The sequence below is a fragment of the Streptomyces sp. NPDC006197 genome (assembly GCF_040613865.1).
GTDB lineage: Bacteria > Actinomycetota > Actinomycetes > Streptomycetales > Streptomycetaceae > Streptomyces.
The window spans coordinates 13,660-29,978 of sequence record NZ_JBEXSZ010000103.1; the positions used below are offsets into that span (position 1 = coordinate 13,660).

General features: G+C 71.4%; 14 protein-coding genes. All 14 read left to right on the forward strand.

Features of this window, described 5'->3' with window-relative positions; translation table 11 throughout:
• Positions 1–5: 5 nt before the first annotated feature.
• The 14 genes from ABZ318_RS27265 (at position 6) to ABZ318_RS27330 (ending at position 16,193) form a co-directional block, all read left to right on the forward strand.
• Positions 6–2,000 carry a penicillin-binding protein 2 gene (locus ABZ318_RS27265; protein ID WP_356905120.1) on the forward strand — a complete coding sequence of 665 codons (1,995 nt, stop codon included), beginning with the start codon at positions 6–8 and terminating at the stop codon, positions 1,998–2,000.
• A gap of 16 nt (positions 2,001–2,016) precedes the next feature.
• A complete protein-coding gene (locus ABZ318_RS27270; RefSeq protein WP_356905121.1) occupies positions 2,017–3,690 on the forward strand; it encodes a UDP-N-acetylmuramoyl-L-alanyl-D-glutamate--2,6-diaminopimelate ligase in 1,674 nt (557 codons plus the stop codon).
• Positions 3,691–3,694: 4 nt separating this feature from the next.
• Complete coding sequence (murF, locus tag ABZ318_RS27275) at positions 3,695–5,119, forward strand: UDP-N-acetylmuramoyl-tripeptide--D-alanyl-D-alanine ligase (RefSeq protein ID WP_356905122.1); 1,425 nt, start codon at positions 3,695–3,697, stop codon at positions 5,117–5,119.
• Positions 5,116–6,186 (forward strand): phospho-N-acetylmuramoyl-pentapeptide-transferase, encoded by a 1,071-nt coding sequence (gene mraY, locus ABZ318_RS27280; protein WP_093876542.1) that lies wholly within the window; start codon positions 5,116–5,118, stop codon positions 6,184–6,186. Before murF ends, mraY begins: the two co-directional genes overlap by 4 nt.
• On the forward strand, positions 6,168–7,607 hold the full coding sequence (gene murD / locus ABZ318_RS27285) for a UDP-N-acetylmuramoyl-L-alanine--D-glutamate ligase (RefSeq protein ID WP_356905123.1): 1,440 nt from the start codon (positions 6,168–6,170) through the stop codon (positions 7,605–7,607). Before mraY ends, murD begins: the two co-directional genes overlap by 19 nt.
• 55 nt (positions 7,608–7,662) lie before the next feature.
• Positions 7,663–9,003, forward strand: coding sequence for a putative lipid II flippase FtsW (gene ftsW, locus ABZ318_RS27290; protein ID WP_356905124.1), 1,341 nt, complete (start codon positions 7,663–7,665; stop codon positions 9,001–9,003).
• Between the two features lie 6 nt (positions 9,004–9,009).
• Complete coding sequence (gene murG / locus ABZ318_RS27295) at positions 9,010–10,095, forward strand: undecaprenyldiphospho-muramoylpentapeptide beta-N-acetylglucosaminyltransferase (protein WP_123451410.1); 1,086 nt, start codon at positions 9,010–9,012, stop codon at positions 10,093–10,095.
• A 42-nt stretch (positions 10,096–10,137) separates the two neighbouring features.
• Positions 10,138–10,941 (forward strand): FtsQ-type POTRA domain-containing protein, encoded by an 804-nt coding sequence (locus ABZ318_RS27300; RefSeq protein ID WP_356905125.1) that lies wholly within the window; start codon positions 10,138–10,140, stop codon positions 10,939–10,941.
• A gap of 278 nt (positions 10,942–11,219) precedes the next feature.
• The gene (gene ftsZ / locus ABZ318_RS27305) at positions 11,220–12,434 is read left to right on the forward strand and encodes a cell division protein FtsZ (protein ID WP_356905126.1); all 1,215 of its coding nucleotides are present in this window, start codon (positions 11,220–11,222) and stop codon (positions 12,432–12,434) included.
• Positions 12,431–13,171, forward strand: coding sequence for a peptidoglycan editing factor PgeF (pgeF, locus tag ABZ318_RS27310; protein WP_356905127.1), 741 nt, complete (start codon positions 12,431–12,433; stop codon positions 13,169–13,171). Before ftsZ ends, pgeF begins: the two co-directional genes overlap by 4 nt.
• Positions 13,168–13,887 carry a YggS family pyridoxal phosphate-dependent enzyme gene (locus tag ABZ318_RS27315; protein ID WP_356905128.1) on the forward strand — a complete coding sequence of 240 codons (720 nt, stop codon included), beginning with the start codon at positions 13,168–13,170 and terminating at the stop codon, positions 13,885–13,887. The genes pgeF and ABZ318_RS27315 overlap by 4 nt, the downstream gene beginning before the upstream one ends.
• A 122-nt stretch (positions 13,888–14,009) precedes the next feature.
• Positions 14,010–14,630, forward strand: coding sequence for a cell division protein SepF (gene sepF, locus ABZ318_RS27320; RefSeq protein ID WP_356905129.1), 621 nt, complete (start codon positions 14,010–14,012; stop codon positions 14,628–14,630).
• Positions 14,631–14,710: 80 nt separating this feature from the next.
• Complete coding sequence (locus ABZ318_RS27325; protein ID WP_190157124.1) at positions 14,711–15,001, forward strand: YggT family protein; 291 nt, start codon at positions 14,711–14,713, stop codon at positions 14,999–15,001.
• A gap of 67 nt (positions 15,002–15,068) precedes the next feature.
• On the forward strand, positions 15,069–16,193 hold the full coding sequence (locus tag ABZ318_RS27330; protein ID WP_356905130.1) for a DivIVA domain-containing protein: 1,125 nt from the start codon (positions 15,069–15,071) through the stop codon (positions 16,191–16,193).
• The last annotated feature ends 126 nt before the right edge of the window (positions 16,194–16,319 follow it).

Genomic DNA, 16,319 nt, shown 5'->3' on the forward strand with positions numbered 1-16,319 from the left:
GAGCAGTGCCTCCCAAGGAGCCCCCGGGCCGCCGCGTCCCCGGCCCCGCCCGGCCCGCACGCCCCCGGCCCGCCTCCGCCGGAGCCCGGGCGTCCGGAGCCCGCCCGGCCCGGCCCGCCCCGCGCCCGGCCGCGAAGCGCCCTGCCGCCCGGCCTCCGGCCCGGCAGCCCCGCACCATCCGGCTGGGCAGCCCCCGGCCCCGGCTGCGGCTGATCTCCCTCGGCCTGACCCTCGTCATGCTGGTCTTCGTGGTGCGGCTGCTCCAGGTCCAGGCCGTCGACGCCAGCGCGTACGCGGCCAAGGCCGACAAGTACCGCTTCCAGGAGTACACGCTCTCCGCCGAGCGGGGCGAGATCACCGACCGCAACGGCATCGCGCTCGCCGCCAGCGTCGACGCGTACGACATCACCGCCGACCCCAAGCTCTTCACCCGCGAGGAGTCGAAGACCGCCGACGCCCCCGAGCAGGCGGCCGCGCTCCTCGCCCCGATCCTCGGCAAGCAGCCGGCGGAGCTCGCGAAGAAGCTCCGCACCCCCAAGTCCCGCTACACCCTGCTCGCCCGCAAGCAGACCCCCCAGGTCTGGAACCAGATCAAGGACCTCAAGCGGGTCTACGGGCAGAAGGCCCAGGCCGTCGGCGGGAACGGGATCAACCTCCTCGGCGGCATCCTCAGCGAGCCCAGCACCAAGCGCGTGTACCCGAACGGGGAGCTCGCCGCCGGGATACTGGGATACGTCAACGCCGAGGGCCGCGGCGCCGGCGGCCTGGAGTCCATGCTCGACTCCGAACTCGCCGGCCGGGACGGGAAGATCCGCTTCACCGCCTCCGGCGGCCGGCAGGTCCCCACCGCCGGCTCCCAGGGCACCCCCGCCGTCCCCGGCTCCGACATCGAGCTCACCATCGACCGGGACATCCAGTGGGCCGCCCAGCAGGCCATCAGCGACCAGGTCCGCAGGTCGAAGGCCGACCGCGGCTACGTCATCGTCCAGGACACCCGCACCGGCGAGGTCCTCGCCATGGCCAACGCCCCCGGCTTCGACCCCAACGACCTCTCCGCCGCCAACGCCGCCGCCATGGGCAACGCGGCCCTCCAGGACGCCTACGAGCCCGGCTCCACCAGCAAGATCATGTCCATGGCCGCCGTCCTGGAGGAGGGCAAGGCCACCCCCGACACCCACGTCACCGTCCCCAACCGGCTCCACCGCGGCGACCGGCTCTTCAAGGACGACGTCGACCACAAGACCTGGTACCTGACGCTCAACGGCGTCCTCGCCAGGTCCAGCAACATCGGCACCATCCTCGCCACCGGCCAACTCGGCGCCACCCAGGCCGAGTCCAACCGGGTCCTCCACTCCTACCTGCGCAAGTTCGGCATCGGCAGCCCCACCGGCCTGCACTACCCGGGGGAGACCCCCGGCATCCTCGCCAAGCCGCAGGACTGGTCCACCTCGCAGCAGTACACGATCCCCTTCGGCCAGGGCCTCTCCGTCAGCGCCATGCAGGCCGCCTCCGTCTACTCGACCATCGCCAACGGAGGCGTACGGATCGAACCGACCCTCGTCCGCGGCACCAAGGGCCCCGACGGGCGCTTCGCCGCGACCCCCGCGCCCAAGGAGTCCCGGGTCGTCAGCGAGAAGACGGCCAAGTCCCTCGCGCGGATGCTGGAGTCCGTCGTCGACGACGAGGACGGCACCGGCAACAAGGCCGCGATCCCCGGCTACCGCGTCGCGGGCAAGACCGGCACCGCCAACCGCGTCGACCCCGAACTCGGCCGCTACAAGGGATACACCGCCTCCTTCGCCGGCTTCGCCCCCGCCGACCAGCCCCGCATCACCGTCTACTGCGCCATCCAGAACCCCACCAAGGGCAACTACTTCGGCGGCCAGATCTGCGGACCCATCTACAAGAAGGTCATGGAGTTCGCCCTCAAGACCCTCCACGTCGCCCCGACGGGCAGCGCCCCCGCTCGACTGCCGGTCGACTTCGAACCCACCCCGTGACCCTCCGGGAGCACCAGTGACAACGATCACCCCCCATTCCGGGAACCGGAAATCGAACTCCGGCGAGGCCCCGGGCTCTTTTGGCCCCGCACAGGGTGCGCCCGGTACGCTCACCGCCGTGCCACACGCTGATCAGTACCGAAACACCCCACCCCGGCCGGAGCAGGCCCGCCCGACACCCCTGGGCGACCTGGCCGCGCAACTCGGGGTCGACGCCCCGCAGACCGCCGAGATCTCGGGCATCACGCACGACTCGCGGGCCGTGCGCCCCGGGGACGTGTACGCGGCCCTGGCCGGCGCCCACACGCACGGCGCGGACTTCGTCGCCCAGGCCGCCGGGCTCGGCGCCGCCGCGATCCTCACCGACCCGGCGGGCGCCGAGCGCGCCGCCGCGACCGGCCTCCCGGTCCTCGTCGTGGAGAACCCGCGCGGCCGGATGGGCGAACTCGCGGCCGAGATCTATGGGCGCCCCGGCGAGGACCTCCTCCAGATCGGCATCACCGGCACCTCCGGCAAGACCACCACCGCCTACCTGGTGGAAGGGGGACTGCGCGGCTCCGGGCGGAGGACCGGTCTCGTCGGCACCGTCGAGATGCGGATCGGCGACGAGCGCATCAAGTCCGAGCGGACCACCCCCGAGGCCACCGACCTCCAGGCGCTCTTCGCCGTCATGCGCGAGCGGGGCGTCGAGGCCGTCGCCATGGAGGTCTCCAGCCACGCCCTGGTGCTCGGCCGGGTCGACGGCTGCGTCTTCGACGTCGCCGTCTTCAACAACCTCAGCCCGGAGCACATGGAGTTCCACTCCGACATGGAGGACTACTTCCAGGCCAAGGCCGGGCTCTTCACGCCCGAGCGCAGCCGCCTGGGCGTGGTCAACCTCGACGACGCGTACGGCCGCAGGCTCGTCGCGGAGGCCACCGTCCCGGTCGTCACCTTCTCCGCCGAGGGCCGCGCCGAGGCCGACTGGCGCGCCGAGGACCTCGTCCTCGGCTCCCACGACTCGACCTTCACCGCCGTCGGGCCCGAGGGCGAGCGGATCTCCGCCACCGCCCCGCTGCCCGGCCCGTTCAACGTCGCCAACACCCTCGCCGCGATCGCCACCCTCGCCGCCGCCGGCCTGGACCCGAAGGCCGCGGCCGAGGGGATCGCCGCCGTCCCCGGCGTCCCGGGCCGCCTGGAGCGGGTCGACGCCGGACAGCCGTACCTCGCGGTCGTCGACTACGCGCACAAGACGGACGCCGTCGAATCGGTCCTGCGCTCCCTGCGCGAGGTCACCGAGGGCCGGCTGCACGTGGTCATCGGCTGCGGCGGCGACCGGGACACCACCAAACGCGGCCCGATGGGCGCCGCCGCCGCCCGGCTCGCCGACACCGCCGTCCTGACCTCCGACAACCCCCGCTCCGAGGACCCCCTGGTGATCCTCAGCGCCATGCTCGCCGGTGCCGTCGAGGTGCCGGCGCAGGAGCGCGGCCACGTCCTCGTCGAACCCGACAGGGCCGCCGCCATCGCCGCCGCCGTCGCCCGCGCGCGGCCCGGCGACACCGTCCTGGTCGCCGGCAAGGGCCACGAGCAGGGCCAGGAGACCGCAGGGGTCGTCCGCCCCTTCGACGACCGGGAGGTCCTGCGCGAGGCGATTCTCCACCAGCAGAGCCAGCAGGACGCACACCGTCACGAGAACAGTCAGGGATGAAGCAGTGATCGCCCTCTCCCTCGCCGAGATCGCCGAAATCGTCGGCGGGCAGGCGCACGACATACCGGATCCGGCCGCCCGGATCACCGGGCCCGTCGTCATCGACTCCCGCGAGGTGCGGGACGGCAGCCTCTTCGCGGCCTTCGCCGGTGAGCGCGTCGACGGCCACGACTACGCGGAGCGCGCCGTCGCGGCGGGAGCGGCGGCCGTGCTCGCCGCCCGCCCCGTCGGCGTCCCCGCCATCGTCGTCGACGACGTCCAGACCGCACTGGGGGCCCTCGCCCGCGCGGTCGTGGAACGGCTCGGCACCGATGTCGTCGCCCTCACCGGCTCGGCCGGCAAGACCTCCACGAAGGACCTGATCGCCCAGGTCCTCGACCGGCACGCGCCCACCGTGTGGACGCCCGGCTCGCTCAACAACGAGATCGGCCTGCCGCTCACGGCGCTCCGCGCGAGCGACGAGACCCGGCACCTGGTCCTGGAGATGGGCGCCCGCGGCATCGGCCACATCCGCTACCTCACGGAGCTCACCCCGCCCCGCATCGGCCTCGTCCTCAACGTGGGCAGCGCCCACATCGGCGAGTTCGGCGGCCGGGAGCAGATCGCCCAGGCGAAGGGCGAGCTCGTCGAGTCCCTGCCGTCGGCCGAGGAGGGCGGGATCGCGGTCCTCAACGCCGACGACCCGCTCGTCCGCGCCATGGCGAGCCGCACCAAGGCCCGCGTGACCCTGTTCGGCGAAGCGGACGAAGCGGCCGTACGGGCCGAGAACGTCCACCTCACAGAGAACGGACAGCCTTCTTTCAGGCTTCACACACCCACCGGGTGCAGCGACGTGACCTTGCGCCTGTACGGTGAGCACCACGTGTCGAACGCGCTCGCAGCGGCCGCCGTCGCGCACGAGCTGGGCATGCCTGTCGAAGAGATCGCCACCGCGCTCTCCGAGGCCGGCTCCCTGTCGCGCTGGCGCATGGAGGTCACCGAGCGTCCGGACGGCGTGACGATCGTCAACGACGCCTACAACGCGAACCCCGAGTCCATGCGAGCCGCCCTGCGCGCGCTCGCGGCCATGGGCAGGGCCGCACAGGCCCGAGGGGCTCGTACGTGGGCGGTGCTCGGCAAGATGGCCGAGCTCGGTGACGCATCGCTCGTCGAGCACGACGCGGTCGGACGGCTCGCCGTCCGGCTCAACGTCAGCAAGCTCGTCGCGGTCGGGGGCAGGGAAGCGTCCTGGCTGCAACTGGGCGCATATAACGAGGGTTCGTGGGGTGAGGAGTCGGTGCACGTGTCCGACGCGCAGGCGGCTGTCGACCTGTTGCGCAGTGAGCTGCGCCCGGGGGACGTCGTCCTTGTGAAGGCTTCCAGGTCGGTCGGTCTCGAACAGGTCGCGCTGGCGCTCCTCGACACCGAGGGCGAGGTCACCGGCCGATGAGGCAGATCCTCTTCGCGGGGGCCATCGGGCTCTTCCTGACCCTGATCGGCACGCCGCTGCTGATCAAGCTCCTTGCCCGCAAGGGGTACGGGCAGTTCATCCGGGACGACGGCCCGCGCGGTCACGCCGGGAAGAAGGGCACGCCCACCATGGGCGGCATCTCCTTCATCCTGGCCACGCTCATCGCGTACGCGCTGGCCAAGGTCATCACCGGTGAGGACCCGACGTACTCGGGCGTCCTGGTGCTGTTCCTCATGGCCGGCATGGGCCTGGTGGGCTTCCTCGACGACTACATCAAGATCGTCAAGCAGCGGTCGCTCGGTCTGCGGGCCAAGGCGAAGATGGCCGGGCAGCTGATCGTCGGCATCGCCTTCGCCGTCCTCGCGCTGCAGTTCGCCGACCTGCGCGGGCTCACCCCCGCCTCCACGAAGCTCTCCTTCATCGCGGACTTCGGCTGGGCCATCGGCCCGGTGCTCTTCGTGGTCTGGGCGCTCTTCATGATCCTGGCCATGTCCAACGGCGTGAACCTGACGGACGGCCTGGACGGTCTGGCCACTGGCGCCTCGGTGATGGTCTTCGGCGCGTACACCTTCATCGGGCTCTGGCAGTTCCAGGAGTCCTGTGCCAACGCGGTGACGCTGACCAACCCCAACGCCTGTTTCGAGGTCCGCGACCCGCTGGACCTCGCGGTCGTCGCCTCCGCGCTGATGGGAGCCTGTTTCGGCTTCCTCTGGTGGAACACCTCGCCCGCCAAGATCTTCATGGGTGACACCGGCTCGCTCGCCCTCGGCGGCGCCCTCGCCGGTCTCGCCATCTGCTCCCGTACGGAGCTCCTGCTGGCCCTGCTCGGCGGCCTGTTCGTCCTGATCACGATGTCCGTGGTCATCCAGGTCGGCTCGTTCAAGATGACCGGCAAGCGCGTCTTCCGGATGGCACCCCTCCAGCACCACTTCGAACTCAAGGGGTGGTCCGAGGTCCTGGTCGTCGTCCGGTTCTGGATCATCCAGGGCATGTGCGTGATCGTGGGCCTGGGCCTCTTCTACGCGGGATGGGCATCGGAAAAGTGACAGAACAGCTCGACTGGAACGGCAAGAAGGTCACCGTCGCGGGACTCGGCGTCTCCGGCATCCCGGCCGCCCGCGTCCTGCACGCCCGCGGCGCGCTCGTGACCGTCGTCAACGACGGCGACGACGAGCGCTCCCGGGCCCAGGCCGCGGAGCTGGAGGCGGAGGGCATCACCGTCCGCCTCGGCGACGGGGCGACGCTGCCGACCGGCACCGAGCTGATCGTCACCACCCCCGGCTGGCGGCCCGACAAGCCCCTCTTCGCGGCCGCCGCCGAGGCGGGCGTGGAGGTCTGGGGCGACGTCGAGCTCGCCTGGCGCCTGCGCGGCCCCGGAGCGGCTCCCTGGCTCGCGGTCACCGGCACCAACGGCAAGACCACGACCGTGCGGATGCTCGCCTCCATCCTGGAGGCGGCCGGGCTGCGGACCGCCGCCGTCGGCAACATTGGCGTCTCGCTCCTCGACGCCGTCCTCGGCGAGGAGACGTACGACGTCCTCGCCGTCGAGCTCTCCAGCTACCAGCTCCACTGGGCGCCCTCCGTCCGCGCCCACTCGGCCGCCGTGCTCAACCTGGCGCCCGACCACCTCGACTGGCACGGCTCCATGGAGGCGTACGCCGCCGACAAGGGCCGGATCTACGAGGGCAACCGGATCGCCTGCGTCTACAACGTCGCGGACGAGGTCACCGAGGACCTGGTGCGCGAGGCCGACGTCGAGGAGGGCTGCCGGGCCATCGGCTTCACCCTCGGCACCCCGGGCCCCTCCCAGCTCGGCGTCGTCGAGGGCATCCTCGTCGACCGGGCCTTCGTCGAGAACCGGCAGAAGAACGCCCAGGAGCTCGCCGAGGTCTCCGACGTCCAGCCGCCGGCCCCGCACAACATCGCCAACGCCCTCGCCGCGGCCGCCCTCGCGCGCGCCTTCGGCGTCGAGGCGAAGGCCGTACGGGACGGCCTGAAGGCCTTCCGGCCCGACCCGCACCGCATCGAACTGGTCGAGGAGGTCGAGGGAGTCGCGTACGTCGACGACTCCAAGGCCACCAACACCCATGCCGCCGAAGCCTCGTTGGCCGCCTATGACCCGATCGTCTGGATCGCCGGCGGCCTCGCCAAGGGCGCGACCTTCGACGAGCTCGTCCAGCGGTCGGCGAAGCGCTTGCGCGGGGCCGTCCTGATCGGCGCCGACCGCGCCCTGATCCGCGAAGCCCTGGCGCGACACGCCCCGGAGGTCCCGGTGGTGGACCTCGACCGGACCGACACTGGGGCGATGTCCGAGGCGGTCCGCGAGGCGGCCCGGCTCGCCCGCCCGGGAGACACGGTCCTGCTCGCCCCGGCCTGCGCCTCGATGGACATGTTCACCAACTACAACAAGCGGGGCGAGGCCTTCGCGGACGCCGTCCGCGCCCTCGCCGCCACCGGGGACGCCTGACCCGACCAGCGGGAGGGTCCGGCCGGACCGGGCACGACTGGAGGGGACAGCGACCATGCCGAGCAAGATCGCCGGGACACGCCGGCCTTCCGCCGCACGCGGCGGAGGGCGGGCCCCCGCGACCCCGCGGCGGGCGCGCGGCGGCGGCGTGCGGGGGGCCTACGAGCGGCTCCGCAAGGCCTGGGACCGGCCCCTGACGGCGTACTACGTGATCATCGGCGCGGGGCTGCTCATCACCACGCTCGGCCTCGTGATGGTCTACTCCGCCTCGATGATCACGGCGCTCCGCTACGACCTGGTGCCCTCCTACTTCTTCCGGAAGCAGTTCTTCGCCGCGCTCCTCGGCACCGGACTGCTCCTGGTCGCCTCGCGGATGCCGGTCAAGCTGCACCGGGCGCTCGCCTACCCGATCCTGGTCGGCGCGGTCTTCCTGATGGTCCTCGTGCAGATCCCCGGGATAGGGCACGCGGTCAACGGAAACCAGAACTGGATCTCGCTCGGCGGCCCCTTCCAGCTCCAGCCCAGCGAGTTCGGCAAGCTGGGGCTGATCCTGTGGGGGGCCGACCTGCTCGCGCGCAAGCAGGACATGCGGCTCCTGACCCAGTGGAAGCACATGCTGGTGCCGCTGGTCCCCGGGGCCTTCATGCTGCTCGGACTGATCATGCTCGGCGGCGACATGGGCACCTCGATCATCCTCGCGGCCATCCTCTTCGGCCTGTTGTGGACGGCCGGAGCGCCCACCCGGCTCTTCGTCGGCGTGCTCACGGTGGCCGGCGCGATCGGCGTGCTGCTGATCAAGACGAGTTCGAACCGGATGAAGCGCTTCGACTGCATCGGCGCGACCGACCCCGGCGGCGAGGGAGCCCCCTGTCTGCAGGCCGCGCACGGAATCTATGCTCTGGCCTCGGGCGGATGGTTCGGTTCCGGACTCGGTGCGAGCGTCGAGAAATGGGGCCAACTCCCCGAAGCGCACACCGACTTCATCTTCGCGGTCACCGGTGAGGAACTGGGTCTCGCGGGGACGCTGTCGGTACTCGCCCTGTTCGCGGCTCTAGGCTATGCGGGTATCCGCGTGGCCGGAGGCACGGAGGACCCCTTCGTGAGGTTCGCCGCGGGAGGTGTGACCACCTGGATCACGGCTCAGGCCGTGATCAACATCGGTGCGGTGCTCGGCCTGCTGCCGATCGCCGGTGTCCCGCTCCCGCTGTTCTCCTACGGAGGGTCGGCCCTGCTGCCGACCATGTTCGCCGTCGGGCTCCTCATCGCCTTCGCGCGACAGGAACCCGCCGCGAAAGCGGCCCTGGCCATGCGCCGCCCCGGCTGGGGCAAGCGGGCCGGGAAGAGATGGAAGTCGATGCGACGGCGCGTCAAGAAGCGCCCGTCCGGAGAGCGGTGAATTTCGGTGCATGTCGTACTCGCCGGCGGGGGGACCGCCGGCCACATCGAGCCCGCGCTGGCCCTCGCGGACGCCCTGCGCAGGCAGGACCCCAGCGTGGGGATCACGGCGCTCGGCACGGAGAAGGGTCTGGAGACCCGGCTCGTGCCCGAGCGGGGCTACGAGTTGGCCCTCATCCCCGCCGTACCGCTGCCCCGCAAGCCCACCCCCGAGCTGATCACCGTCCCCGGGCGGCTGCGCGGCACGATCAAGGCGGCCGAGCAGGTCCTGGAGCGCACCAAGGCGGACTGCGTGGTCGGCTTCGGCGGTTACGTGGCCCTGCCCGGGTATCTCGCGGCCAAGCGCCTCGGGGTGCCCATCGTGGTCCACGAGGCCAACGCCCGGCCCGGCCTGGCCAACAAGATCGGTTCGCGGTACGCGGCCGGGGTCGCCGTCGCCACCCCGGACAGCAAGCTCCGCAACGCCCGTTACATCGGCATCCCGCTGCGGCACACCATCGCGACCCTCGACCGGGCGCGGATGCGGCCCGAGGCGCGCGCCGCCTTCGGCCTCGACCCGAACCTGCCGACGCTGCTCGTCTCCGGCGGCTCCCAGGGCGCCCGGCGGCTCAACGAGGTGATCCAGCAGATCGCCCCGGTGCTCCAGCGCTCCGGCATCCAGATCCTGCACGCGGTCGGCCCGAAGAACGAGATGCCGCGTGTCGACAACATGCCCGGTATGCCGCCGTACGTGCCGGTACCGTACGTGGACCGGATGGATCTCGCGTACGCCGCGGCCGACATGATGCTCTGCCGCGCGGGCGCGATGACCGTCGCCGAGCTCTCCGCCGTCGGGCTGCCCGCCGCGTACGTCCCGCTGCCCATCGGCAACGGCGAACAGCGGCTCAACGCCCAGCCGGTGGTCAAGGCGGGCGGTGGGCTCCTCGTCGACGACGCGGAGCTGACGCCGCAGTGGGTGCAGGGCAACGTCCTGCCCGTACTGGCCGATCCGCACCGGTTGTACGAGATGTCCCGCGCCGCCGCCGAGTTCGGCCGCCGGGACGCCGACGACCTGCTCGTCGGCATGGTGTACGAGGCGATCGCCTCCCGCTAGCGGGGGGACTGGTAGTGGGGGACCGAGGGCAGGAGGCGCCAGGTGGCAGCCGGACCGACGACCGCGGAGAAGAGCGGTACCAGCAAGTCGAAGGGGTCGTCGGAGCGGTCGTCCGGCGCCGGTACCCGGAATCGACGATTCCGGGTGTCGGCCCCCCGGCTGCTCCTCGTGGCGCTCGGCCTCGTCGCGCTCGTGGCCGGCGGGGTCTGGGCGCTCTACGGATCGACCTGGTTCCGTGTGGAACGTGTGAAGACTTCCGGCACACGGGTCCTGACGCCGGCCGAGGTCGAGGCGGTCGCCGCCGTCCCGATGGGCGCCCCGCTCGTCACCGTCGACACCGACGCGATCGAGGCCCGGCTCCGGCAGCGGCTGCCGCGGATCGAGTCGATCGACGTCGTCCGGTCATGGCCGCACGGAATCGGGCTGAAAGTGACGGAACGGCAGCCCGTGTTGCTTGTCGAAAAGGGCGGAAAGTTCATCGAAGTGGACTCCACGGGCATGCGCTTCGCCACCGTCGACACGGCCCCGCGCGGTGTCCCCCGACTCGTCCTCGACAGCGCCGCCTCGCCGAGCCTCCGCCGCTTCGGCGCGGACCGGCTGCTCCGGGAGGCGGTCCGCGTCCGTGGCGAACTCCCGCCGGAAGTCGCCCGGGACACTCGTGTCGTACGCATCACCTCGTACGACTCCGTCACCCTGGAGCTGACCGGAGGCCGAACGGTCCTCTGGGGCAGCGGCGAGCACGGCCCGGTCAAGGCCCGGGTGCTGACCGCCCTCATGAAGGCGAGCCCCAAAGCGGGGCACTTCGACGTAAGTGCCCCCACGGCGCCCGCCTCGTCCGGAAGTTGACGGTCATCTCCGCTGGCCAGCACCCTGGTTGGCCAGCGCTACGGGTGATCACATAGGGTGAAAAGAAAAACGGGAGGTTCGGCGTGTTCGTTGAACGTGCGCCACTTGTCGACTTAGTGTCCTGTTCGGAAGAGTCCAGCGAACAGAGACACTGGTAACCCTAAACTTCAACGTTAGGGTTCGGGTCGGCGTTTCGGACCGTCCCAATCGGCATCCGTCGGAGCGGCGCGACCAACCGCGCAGCGACGACACGTAACTCGAGGCGAGAGGCCTTCGACGTGGCAGCACCGCAGAACTACCTCGCAGTCATCAAGGTCATCGGTGTCGGCGGCGGTGGTGTCAATGCCATCAACCGAATGATCGAGGTCGGTCTCAAGGGCGTCGAGTTCATCGCGATCAACACCGACGCGCAAGCGCTGTTGATGAGCGACGCCGACGTCAAGCTCGACGTCGGCCGTGAACTCACCCGCGGCCTCGGGGCCGGGGCCAACCCGGCCGTCGGTCGCAAGGCGGCAGAGGACCACCGTGAGGAGATCGAGGAGGTCCTCAAGGGGGCCGACATGGTCTTCGTCACCGCCGGCGAAGGCGGCGGCACCGGCACCGGCGGCGCGCCCGTCGTCGCCAACATCGCGCGCTCGCTCGGAGCCCTCACGATCGGTGTGGTCACCCGGCCGTTCACCTTCGAGGGTCGTCGGCGCGCCAACCAGGCGGAGGACGGCATCGCCGAGCTCCGCGAAGAGGTCGACACCCTCATCGTCATCCCCAACGACCGGCTGCTCTCGATCTCGGACCGCCAGGTCTCCGTGCTCGACGCCTTCAAGTCGGCCGACCAGGTCCTCCTGAGCGGTGTCCAGGGCATCACCGACCTCATCACCACCCCGGGTCTGATCAACCTCGACTTCGCCGACGTGAAGTCGGTCATGTCCGAGGCCGGTTCGGCGCTCATGGGCATCGGCTCCGCCCGCGGCGACGACCGCGCGGTGGCGGCGGCCGAGATGGCGATCTCCTCGCCGCTCCTGGAGGCCTCCATCGACGGCGCCCGCGGCGTGCTGCTCTCCATCTCCGGCGGCAGCGACCTCGGCCTCTTCGAGATCAACGAGGCCGCGCAGCTGGTCAGCGAGGCGGCCCACCCCGAGGCCAACATCATCTTCGGCGCCGTCATCGACGACGCCCTCGGCGACGAGGTCCGGGTCACCGTCATCGCCGCCGGCTTCGACGGCGGTCAGCCGCCGGCCCGCCGCGACAACATCATCGGCTCGGTCTCGGCCAAGCGCGAGGAGCCGGCCCCGGCGCCCCGCGTCACCGAGACCCCCCGCCCGCTGGGCGGCCTCGGCACGGTCGCCCCGCGCGAGGAGCCGGCCCCGGCCCCGGTCGAGCCCGCCCCGACCGTCAACGAGACCCCGCTGGCACCCGTCCCGCCGGCCGTCCCGACGGCCCGTCCGTACACGGACAGCCAGGCCGAGGAGCTGGACGTCCCGGACTTCCTGAAGTGATAGGACATCGCTTCGACGCGAACGGCGCCCACTTCGCCTTCACCGACCGGTGGGGCGGGGTGAGCGCCGTTCCGTACGAGGAGCTCAACCTCGGCGGAGCGGTGGGGGACGAGCCGGCGGCCGTACGCGCCAACCGGGCCGCCGCCGCCGGAGCCCTCGGGCTCGACCCGGCGCGGGTGGTCTGGATGAACCAGGTGCACGGCGCGGACGTCGTCGAGGTCGACGGTCCCTGGGGGGACGCGGACATCCCGTCCGTCGACGCGATCGTCACCGCCCGGCCCGGACTCGCCCTCGCCGTGCTCACCGCGGACTGCGTCCCCGTCCTCCTCGCCGATCCGGTCGCCGGAGTCGCGGCCGCCGCCCACGCCGGGCGGCCCGGGATGGTCGCCGGAGTCGTCCCCGCCGCCGTCGCGGCGATGACGAAGCTCGGCGCCGACCCCGCCCGGATCGTCGCCCGCACCGGACCCGCCGTCTGCGGCCGGTGCTACGAGGTGCCGGAGGCGATGCGCGCCGAGGTCGCGGCGGTCGAACCCGCCGCGCACGCCGAGACCTCCTGGGGAACCCCCGCCGTCGACGTCGCCGCCGGAGTGCGCGCGCAGTTGGCACGGCTCGGGGTCCGGGACGTCGAGGACGCCGGGGTCTGCACCCTGGAATCGCGCGACCACTACTCGTACCGCCGCGATCGCACCACAGGGCGACTCGCGGGATATGTCTGGTTGAACCGAGAAGAGACATGACGGATCGCAAGTCGGAACTCGCCGCGAACCTCGCCGCGGTGGAGGAGCGCATCGCCGCCGCGTGCACCGCCGCCGGGCGCGCGCGCGAGGAGGTGACGCTGATCGTGGTCACCAAGACCTACCCCGCGAGCGACGTCAGACTCCTGCACGAACTCGGGGTGCGGCACGTCGCCGAGAACCGGGACCAGGACGCCGCCCCCAAGGCCGCCGCCTGTGCCGACCTTGATCTGACCTGGCACTTCGTGGGCCAGTTGCAGACCAACAAGGTCAGATCCGTGGTGGGTTATGCCGATGTGGTGCAGTCTGTCGACCGCCTGAAGCTCGTTTCCTCGCTCTCCGCCGCCGCGGAGAAGGCGGGCCGCGAACTCGGCTGCCTCCTCCAGGTCGCGCTCGACGCCGAGTCCGGCGAGCGGGGCGACCGCGGGGGCGTCGCCCCGGACGGGATCGAGGAGTTGGCCGCGGCCGTCGACGCCGCGCCCGGACTGCGGCTCGACGGACTGATGACCGTTGCCCCGCTGGCCGGGGAGTACGCCGGCCGGCAACGCGCGGCCTTCGACCGGCTGATGGATTTGTCGACTGTCCTGCGCGCGACCCGTCCGGCTGCGAACATGGTGTCGGCAGGGATGAGCGCGGACCTCGAGGAGGCCGTCGCTGCCGGGGCGACACACGTACGCGTCGGTACGGCGGTACTCGGTGTCCGCCCGAAGCTCGGGTAACGTCGCGAAGCAAGTCGGACCACAGCAGAAAATATGGTCATTCCGCAGAACGGCGGGATGGCCCGTGGATCGCCGGCACTTGGTGACAAGGCCGATCCACCACAGAGCGGAGGACTCAGAGAATGGCCGGCGCGATGCGCAAGATGGCGGTCTACCTCGGCCTCGTGGAGGACGATGGGTACGACGGCCGGGGCTTCGACCCCGACGACGACTTCGAACCCGAGCTGGAGCCGGAGCCCGAGCGCGACCGGCGCCACACCCCTCCGCGCCAGGTGGAGCGCGAGGAGCCGGTGCGAGTGGTGCAGCCCCCGGCCCCCCGGGAGCCGGTCTCTCATTCTGTCCCGGTACTCGCCGAAAGCGGACGTCCGGCCCGAATTGCCCCCGTGGCATCCATCACACCCGAACGCCCGAGCCTGGAGAAGAACGCACCGGTGATCATGCCCAAGGTCGTGTCCGAGCGGGAGCCGTACCGCATCACCACGCTGCACCCGCGGACCTACAACGAGGCCCGTACCATCGGGGAACACTTCCGTGAGGGCACCCCGGTGATCATGAACCTCACGGAGATGGACGACACGGACGCGAAGCGACTTGTCGACTTTGCCGCCGGACTGGTCTTCGGGCTCCATGGCAGCATTGAGCGCGTGACGCAGAAGGTGTTCCTGTTGTCGCCTGCTAACGTCGATGTCACGGCGGAGGACAAGGCCCGGATCGCAGAGGGCGGATTCTTCAACCAGAGCTGAGAACACGAGAACCGGACGGACCGGTCGCGAAGCGGCCGGACAAGCGAGAGCACGAAAGCCAGGGGAGAGGGAAACGCGGGATGGGCGTCGCACTACAGGTGGTCTACATCGTGCTGATGTGCTTCCTCGTCCTCCTGATCGCCCGGCTTGTCATGGACTACGTCTTCCAGTTCGCCCGTTCATGGCAACCCGGTAAGGCGATGGTGGTCGTCCTTGAGGCCACCTACACTGTCACCGATCCACCGCTCAAGCTTCTGCGGCGACTCATCCCGCCGCTGCGTCTCGGGGGCGTGGCACTCGACCTGTCCTTCTTCGTTCTGATGATCATCGTTTACATCCTGATCTCCATCGTGAGCAGCTTCGCGAGGTGATGGTGGAGGAACAAGTGGACGATACGGTCTTGCCGACTGCCGACGACTACGTAGAGGTGAAGAAGAGATGCCGCTGACCCCCGAGGACGTGCGGAACAAGCAGTTCACGACCGTCCGCCTTCGAGAAGGCTATGACGAGGACGAGGTCGATGCCTTCCTCGATGAGGTCGAAGCCGAACTGACCCGCCTGCTCCGCGAGAACGAGGACCTGCGCGCCAAGCTGGCCGCCGCGACGCGTGCCGCCGCGCAGAACCAGCAGCAGGGCATGCGCAAGCCCCAGGAGCCGCAGGATCGTCCCGGCGGTCCCGGCGCGCCCGTGCCCGCCGCCATATCCGGACCGCCGGCCCAGCAGCAGCAGCCGCAGATGGGCCCGCCGCAGCTGCCGTCCGGTGCCCCCGCGCTGCCCGCCGGCCCCATGCAGGGCGGCCCCATGCAGGGTGGCCCCATGCAGGGCGGGCCCATGGGTCCCGGCCCGATGCAGGGTGGCCCCATGCAGGGCGGACCGATGGGCCCCGGCCCGATGCAGGGCGGCCCCATGGGTCACCCGCAGCAGCAGATGCAGCCGCAGATGCAGCAGCAGCCGCAGCAGGGCCCCGGCGGCGACAGCGCCGCGCGTGTCCTCTCGCTCGCCCAGCAGACCGCCGACCAGGCGATCGCCGAGGCGCGCTCCGAGGCCAACAAGATCGTCGGCGAGGCGCGCTCGCGCGCCGAGGGCCTGGAGCGGGACGCCCGCGCCAAGGCGGACGCTCTTGAGCGGGACGCGCAGGAGAAGCACCGCGTCGCGATGGGCTCCCTGGAGTCCGCCCGCGCCACGCTGGAGCGCAAGGTCGAGGACCTGCGCGGCTTCGAGCGCGAGTACCGCACGCGTCTGAAGTCCTACCTGGAGTCGCAGCTGCGTCAGCTGGAGACCCAGGCGGACGACTCGCTGGCTCCGCCGCGCACCCCGGCCACGGCCTCGCTGCCGCCGGCCCCGTCGATGGCCTCGGCGGGCGCGAGCGCGCCGTCCTACGGCGGCAACGGCGGGATGGGCGGTGCGCCGTCCATGGGCGGCGCGCCCTCCTACGGCGGCCAGCAGCAGATGTCCCCCGCGATGACCCAGCCGATGGCTCCGGTCCGGCCGCAGGCCCCGCAGCCGATGCAGCAGGCGCCGGCGCCGATGCGTGGCTTCCTCATCGACGAGGACGACAACTGAGGCGGCGGGTGTCCGCGCCCTGAGCGCGTAGCCGTCGGCAGTCTCGAAGGGCCGGCTCCCCCAGGCGCCCACCGAGCCAGGCCGTCCTGCACCCGTACCAGAACTGCGACATCTGCGACCGCGCCT

What these genes read in the sequence shown, in the direction of transcription:
- mraY (WP_093876542.1), top strand. Translation starts at nt 5,116, where the DNA reads ATGAGGCAGATCCTCTTCGCGGGGGCCATCGGGCTCTTCCTGACCCTG.
- murD (WP_356905123.1), top strand. Translation starts at nt 6,168, where the DNA reads ATGGGCATCGGAAAAGTGACAGAACAGCTCGACTGGAACGGCAAGAAG.
- ftsW (WP_356905124.1), top strand. Translation starts at nt 7,663, where the DNA reads ATGCCGAGCAAGATCGCCGGGACACGCCGGCCTTCCGCCGCACGCGGC.
- ABZ318_RS27315 (WP_356905128.1), top strand. Translation starts at nt 13,168, where the DNA reads ATGACGGATCGCAAGTCGGAACTCGCCGCGAACCTCGCCGCGGTGGAG.
- sepF (WP_356905129.1), top strand. Translation starts at nt 14,010, where the DNA reads ATGGCCGGCGCGATGCGCAAGATGGCGGTCTACCTCGGCCTCGTGGAG.
- ABZ318_RS27325 (WP_190157124.1), top strand. Translation starts at nt 14,711, where the DNA reads ATGGGCGTCGCACTACAGGTGGTCTACATCGTGCTGATGTGCTTCCTC.
- ABZ318_RS27330 (WP_356905130.1), top strand. Translation starts at nt 15,069, where the DNA reads ATGCCGCTGACCCCCGAGGACGTGCGGAACAAGCAGTTCACGACCGTC.